Source organism: Candidatus Magnetaquiglobus sp., assembly GCF_058402785.1.
On record NZ_JBZVFG010000086.1, the window covers coordinates 1 to 6,820 of the forward strand.

The 6,820-nt window shown below is 64.1% G+C and carries 5 protein-coding genes and 1 pseudogene; 5 read left to right on the plus strand and 1 reads right to left on the minus strand.

Annotated elements, in window-relative coordinates; genetic code table 11:
- Positions 1-84: 84 nt before the first annotated feature.
- The 3 genes from ACV4UY_RS16350 to ACV4UY_RS16360 are packed head-to-tail and all read left to right on the plus strand — an operon-like array spanning position 85 to position 3,318.
- On the plus strand, positions 85-1,662 hold the full coding sequence (locus ACV4UY_RS16350) for an NAD(P)H-hydrate dehydratase (protein ID WP_491608622.1): 1,578 nt from the start codon (positions 85-87) through the stop codon (positions 1,660-1,662).
- Positions 1,663-1,666: 4 nt separating this feature from the next.
- On the plus strand, positions 1,667-2,824 hold the full coding sequence (locus tag ACV4UY_RS16355; RefSeq protein WP_491608623.1) for an aldo/keto reductase: 1,158 nt from the start codon (positions 1,667-1,669) through the stop codon (positions 2,822-2,824).
- Positions 2,821-3,318: a bacteriohemerythrin gene (locus ACV4UY_RS16360; RefSeq protein ID WP_491608624.1), complete on the plus strand. Its 498-nt coding sequence runs from the start codon at positions 2,821-2,823 to the stop codon at positions 3,316-3,318. Before ACV4UY_RS16355 ends, ACV4UY_RS16360 begins: the two co-directional genes overlap by 4 nt.
- 291 nt (positions 3,319-3,609) lie before the next feature.
- Here the strand turns inward: ACV4UY_RS16360 and ACV4UY_RS16365 are convergent, their stop codons facing one another.
- A complete protein-coding gene (locus ACV4UY_RS16365) occupies positions 3,610-4,512 on the minus strand; it encodes a phytoene/squalene synthase family protein (protein ID WP_491608625.1) in 903 nt (300 codons plus the stop codon).
- A 127-nt stretch (positions 4,513-4,639) separates the two neighbouring features.
- Here ACV4UY_RS16365 and ACV4UY_RS16370 point away from each other — a divergent pair, with 127 nt between their 5' ends.
- A complete protein-coding gene (locus tag ACV4UY_RS16370; RefSeq protein WP_491608626.1) occupies positions 4,640-5,512 on the plus strand; it encodes an outer membrane protein assembly factor BamD in 873 nt (290 codons plus the stop codon).
- A 344-nt stretch (positions 5,513-5,856) separates the two neighbouring features.
- Positions 5,857-6,820: pseudogene (locus tag ACV4UY_RS16375) on the plus strand (hypothetical protein); the annotation flags it as partial.

A 6,820-nucleotide genomic window follows, 5' to 3' on the forward strand; every position in this document is an offset into this window, starting at 1 on the left:
AGAACCCCCTCACCCCCCTTTACCATGGCCCTCCCTTCGGGAGTTCCACGGTAAAGTTATGCAACATCACATGGGAGGCGTGCAATGGCCCACGACTTGGAACGCGTCGCTTCACACCGCTTGCTGACCAGCGCGCAAATGCGCGAGGCGGACCGCCGCACCATCGAAAACCTGGGTCTGCCTGGGGTGGTGCTGATGGAAAATGCCGGTGCCGTGGCCTGCCGGATCCTGAAAACCCGCATGCCGGAGTGGCGTGAACGGGTGGTGGTGATTCTGGCCGGCCAGGGCAACAACGGGGGCGATGGCTTCGTGGTGGGGCGACGGCTGCTGCAATCCGGTGGCCGGGTGGTGGTGTTGCTGCTCGGACGGGGGGCGGATCTGAAAGGGGATGCCCGCATCCATCACGGAGCGTTCGTGGGACAAGGCGGGGTGGTGCGGGAGCTTTTGCCCGGCGTGGCGCTGACCGACGTGCTCCATCCCCTGCTGCTCCATTGCAGCGTGGTGGTGGATGCGATCTTCGGCACCGGTCTGGCCCGCTCCGTCGAAGGGCTGGCCGCCGAACTGATCCGCCTGGTGGCACGAAGCGGCAAACCGGTTCTGGCGGTGGACATCCCCTCCGGCGTGTGCGCGGATACGGGACGCATTCTGGGGTGCGCCCTGCCGGCACGCTGGACCGTCACCTTCGCGGCGGAAAAACGGGGCCATCGTCTGTATCCGGGTGCCGGGCTCGTCGGCGAGCTGATCGTGGCGCCGATCGGCATTCCCGAGAGCTTTCTGAACATCCCCGAACATGACGTGGCCCTCAACGTCACGGAAGATCTGCTGATTCCCAAACGCTCCCCGGATGCCCACAAGGGGGATTGCGGTCGTCTGCTGGTCGTGGCCGGCGGGGTCGGCATGGAGGGCGCAGCGATCCTGGTGGCCCAGGGGGCGGCACGGGTGGGAGCGGGTCTGATCACCGTGGCCACCCCGGCGGCGGCGCAACCGGTGGTCACCGCCGGCCTGACCGAGGCCATGAGCCTGCCGTTGCCTCTGCGCGCCTCGGGCGAACCTCTGTTGGACATCATCACCAAGGGCCGTTTTCAACCCGACGTGTTGGCCATCGGGCCGGGTCTGGGGGAGAACGAACAAACCTGGGAACTGGTCACCGCGCTGATGGCCTGGAAGGAACTTCCCACCCTGTTGGACGCGGATGCCTTGAACGTATTGGCCGGCCAGGGGGAACGCATCCGCCACTGGGGCATCGGACGACGCACACCGTTGATCCTCACGCCCCATCCCGGCGAAATGGCCCGGTTGTGGGACATGGGGGTCAACGACGTGCGGGGGGACCGTCTGGCGATCGCGCGCCGCACCGCCCGTGACTGGGGGGTATGGGTGGTTCTCAAGGGGGCGGGCTCGGTGATCGCCGCGCCGGACGGACGTGCCTGGATCAACGCCACCGGCAATCCAGGTCTGGCCGCCGGCGGCAGCGGGGATCTTCTGACCGGCATCATCGCCGGCCTTCTGGCCCAGGACTGGCCGGTGGAGAGCGCGGTACGCGCCGGGGTGTGGCTGCACGGCGCGGCGGCGGATGCCTGCGCCGCCGAACAGGGCATGGTCGGCATGCTGGCCGGCGATCTGCTCCCCCATGCCCGCCGACTGCGCAACGGCCTCGGCTAGCGCCATGGAACGACGTCGCTTCGGCAAGACCGGCCTGGATGTCTCGGTGTTGACCCTCGGGACCATGCGCCTGCCGCACGGCTGGGAGACGCCCCACGATCATCTGCCGGAAGAAAGCCTGGAATCGACCTTCGCGATCGTCTCCACCGCCCTGTCCGCCGGGATCAACCTGATCGAAACCGCACGCGGCTACGGCAAGAGCGAACGACTGCTCGGTGCGGTGCTGCCCCGGATCGGGGTGCCCCGCGAACGCTACCACATCATGACCAAGGCCCCGCCCGCCCCCACCGCGCGGGAGATGCGCCAGTGGATCGACGATTCCATCACCCGTCTGGGGTGTGATCGCATCGATCTGTTCGCCCTGCACGGCCTGAACCGCGAAACGCACCTTCAGTCCCTCGGCGCCAGAAACGGGGTGATGACCGCCCTTCATCAGGCCCGCGACGAAGGGGTGATCGGCGCCATCGGCTTCTCCGGCCACGCGGCGCCACCGCTGTTGTTGAGAATCCTCGCCACCGGCCATTTCGATTTCGTCAATCTCCACTATTACCGGTTCCGACGCGCCAACCACGCCGCCGTGGCCCTGGCCAACGCCCTGGGCATGGGTGTGATGATCATCTCGCCCAACGACAAGGGCGGACGACTCTACGACCCGCCGGAACGGCTGCGTCTGTTGACCGCCCCCTTGCAGCCGGCGCAGTTCAACGAACGATGGCTGCTGGCCCAGAACGAAATCCACACCTTGAGCATCGGTCTGAGCGATCCGACCCAACTGCCCCTGCATCTGGAAGGGTTGCGGCATGCGCCCGCCTGGGGAGATGCCGAACGGGAGATCGCCTGGCGTCTGGCGGCGGCGGAATCCCGCTCCGCGCTCAACGACTGCGGACAGGGGTGTTTCGCGTGCCTGCCCTGTCCCCAGGAAATCGAAATCCCGGAGATCCTGCGCATGGATCATTTGATTCACTGTTTTGACATGACGCATTTCGCCCGCTATCGTTACGACATGATGCGTCCCGGCGATCACTGGGTGCCTGGCGCCCGACTGGAAACCTGCGACCGCTGCGGCGACTGTCTGCCGCGCTGTCCGCGTGGCCTGCCGATTCCCGAGCTTCTGGCCGGGGCGCGTCGGCGCATGGATCCGGAGGGGGAGTCCTGCTCATGACCGACAAGATTCACGAAACACCCGCTTCCGGAATGCGTTCCATCGTGGCTCAACAAGGGAGAAAGGCCATGGCCGTGGTGATCCTCGCCCACAACAAGAAACTCACCTTCAAATGGCTGCGCTTTCCGGTGACCGGGATCGAGGTGTTGGACCGACAGCATCAGGAGCTGTTGGATCAACTCAACGACTTGAAGGGACTTTTGACCGAAGGGTGTGATCCGGCCATCGTCGCCGAGCGGCTGCGGGGGTTGCATGGCTGGTTCGACAGGCACTTCGAGGCGGAAAACCAGCTCATGCGGGCACGCGACCTTTCCGACGCGGCGGCGCATATCGCCGCCCACCAGGCGTTGCTGGAGGGGCCGCTGTTCCAAACCACCTTTGCCGCCGACGGTCAGGAGGGGTTCGACATCGACGCGCTCTTCACCTGGGAGGCCCAACACATCAACCATTTCGACCGTCCCCTGGCCGAGTTTCTCCTGACGCGGGAGGCGTGACCCGCGCAGAGGTTCGACGCGGGCCGGGGCATCATGCACCACACGGCCCATCCAACGAATCGGACGAATCGTCCGGAGGGTGTGTACCATGGAACGCCTGAAGGGAAGTCCATGGTACGGGGGGTGAGGGGGTTCTCCCCCCATCAGGCAAGTTTACCTTGGAACGCCTGAAGGGAAGTCCATGGTACGGGGGGTGAGGGGGTTCTCCCCCCATCAGGCAAGTTTGGAAACGAAACTCGTCTGTTGCACCGTGGCCTTGCGGGAAACGACGCCTCTCAAAATAGACGCGGTTTACAAGTACCGAAGGGGATTTTCGATCAACTGGAGGTGCAGCGCGCGGTATTTGTTGAGCAGGCGGTCGAGGATCCACCGCTCCAGGGTGCGCAACGGCAGGCGGGCGATGGGGTCGAGTCCGGTGGCGAGCCGTTCCGACGCCCGGTCGGTCAAAGCGCGGATCAACGGGATCAGGGATGCCTTGCGGTCGAGTCCGGCGGCCAGGGTATCGCGACGGAATCCGGCCTCGGCAAGCATCTCGGTGGGGATGGTGATCAACTGGCGATCCTTGCGGGCATCCTTGGCCAGGTCACGGGCGATGTGGATCAGATAGCAAAAGATCGCCATGTCGCGCACCTGATCGCGACAGAAAGGGTCGGGCCGATTCAGTCGATAGTGACCGTCCTGAACCTCGCAGGCGAGGATATAGGCGAAGGTGGCCGCCGGAGAGACGGTCGCCCCCTCGCAGTAGGCGAGAAAATCCTCCCAGGTGACGATCTCCTGCTCGTGGACATCGTGACGCATGGCATCGGCCAGGGCATCCCAGGGCCAATCGCCCAGATCGCTTTGACCGATGGTCTCGTTGAGGGCGAGGAAAACATCCGGATGAAAGGAGTCCGCGCGCGGGGTAAAGGCGTGTCGACTGGCGGCACGGGCCTGGAGACGCCAGGTTTCGATCTTCTCGAGAACCCGCTCCCGTTGGCCGGGACGCTGCTCCCTGGGGAGGGCGAGAAAATTTTCATCCACCAGATCATCGATCACCCGCATGGCGGCGTAGGCGCTGATGAACAGGCGTCGCTTGGCCCCGCCCAGCAGTCGCGACACCAGAAACAACGGCGAACCGTTGCGTTGAGCGATGGCGTGGCAGACGGCATCGGGCGACAGGCGGTCCCGAGACGCGGTGGATGGGATGAGGATCATGATGACTTTTTGAAAATATGCGGGTGGGTCGCGCGAGCGCTTTCGCGGGGAGACGCTTTTCCTTTATTCTGTCAAGATCGGTTGCGTGTCGCAACCCTTCCGTCCACTTGAATACTGGAATTTCATCATGGGTAATCGTTTTTGGATCGCTTGCGTGTTGTGGATGATGGTTCTGACGGGTGGCTGTTCCAGCGGACCGGAGATCGCGCCGACCAAGCCCCCGGAAGAGCTGTACCAGGAGGGGATGCTCGGCATGAAGAACGAGCGGTTCAAGGCGGCGGCGGACCGGTTCCAGCAGATCGATCAAAAACACCCCTTCTCCCCTTATGCCACGCGGGCACAGCTGAATCTGATCTATGCCCAATACAAGAACGGCGATTACGAGGAGACGGTGGGATCGGCCCTGCGGTTCATCCGTCTGCATCCGCGCCATCGGCATGTGGCGTATGCATTCTACATGCGCGGATTGGCCCACTATCAACGCATCGCCGACTCCTATCGGGATCAAAACCGTACCCGCGAGGCGGTGACGGCGTTTCGCGAACTGATCACCCGTTTCCCGAAGTCCGATTATGCCTTCGAGGCACAGCGGATGCTGCGGTTGTGCGTGAATCGTCTCGCCGAACAGGAGATGGTGGTGGCGCGGTTCTATCTGGACCGGGAGGAGTATATCGCGGCGGTCAACCGGTTCATACAGGTGGCCCACCATCCGGAATTCCAGACCACCCCGTTCGCCGAGGAGGCGTTGTTCAGTCTGGTCCTGGCCTCGCAACGGCTGGGACTGCCCGAAGAGGCTCGCAACCATGCGGCGGTACTGGGACATAACTTCCCCCAGGGAGCGTTCTACAAGGCGGCGGTACGCCTGTTGGACAAAAAGGGGGACGTGAGCCGATCGGAGCTGGCCGAGTTGCGGCGCGGCGTGGACGAGGGATCGGTTTTCAGTCGGTTTTTCCAAGGTTTGGCACCTACCCTGCTGCCCACGCAAACCCAATCTCGCTGACACCCCCCACGCGCGCCCGAACGGCATTCCGGGCGCGCGTCCCTCCTTGCCCAACGTTGGTATAGCCAATGGTATAGATCTGCATTTTTGCGCTATCCTGCCTCACGGCAAGGGGATATCGTATATCCACGTCGAAAATGTTGCTTTATGCCCGCATACGTTCCGGGCAGACGACGTGACAACCAAGAACCGGTTGGATGTGGCGAAGCCAAGGCTGACAGATTTTCTTCTTTGCAATCATTTGAGTATATTTTTCGCTTGATCGATTCATATTGGTTCAGAGTTCACCCCTGTTTCAACCCGCCTGATCGCACCGCGCAGGCCTTTTGACGAGGACGAAGACCATGGCCGAGGAGACCGAAAACCGCAATCCCGCTCCGGTGGTGGATGAGGAGGAGGAGTCCCGTCAAACATTGGACGACCTGACGGTGTTGCAGCAGACCCGGACCGTGGACATGTCCGCCGAATCCTCGTCGTTCACCGATCAGGGGAACTCGAACGAGGATCTGCAGGCTCTGGGATCGATCCAGATGGGCAGCGGCATGGAGATCAAGGATGGCCTGTCCGAGACCCAGGAGACCGAGGGGATTTTTGTCGAGGATGACAAGCCGGTTCAGGGTGGCGTGACCCCTCCCCCATCCGGAGCGGAGAAGGCGGCGGCCCAGGCCCCGACCGACGAGGTGACGCAACAGTCTGGAGCCGAGGAACCGGCGCAGCCGATGCCGAGCGCCAAGGATGCGCCGGTGGCGCCGGAAGAACCGGTGATCGACCCCTCGTCGCCGACCACGCCGACCACGCCGACCGCACCGACCACGGCCACGACGCCGACCAGCCCGACCGCGCCCGTGCAGGCTGCCGAGCCGGCAGCGCCAGCGATTCCCCCTGCTCCGACCCTGGCACAGATTCAGGCAACTGCCGGCGTGACGACTCCGACCACGCCGACCACGGTGACGTCCCCGACGACCCCGACCACGGTAACCAGTCCGACCACGCCGACCACGGTAACGTCCCCGACGACTCCGACCACGGTAACGTCCCCGACCACGCCGACCACCGTGACCAGCGCCACAACGCCGACCACGGTAACGTCCCCGACCACGCCGACCACCGTGACCAGTGCGACCACGCCGACCACGGTAACCAGTCCGACCACGCCGACCACGGTAACGTCCCCGACGACCCCGACCACGGTAACGTCCCCGACCACGCCGACCACCGTGACCAGTGCGACCACGCCGACCACGGTAACCAGTCCGACCACGCCGACCACGGTAACGTCCCCGACGACCCCGACCACGGTAACGTCCC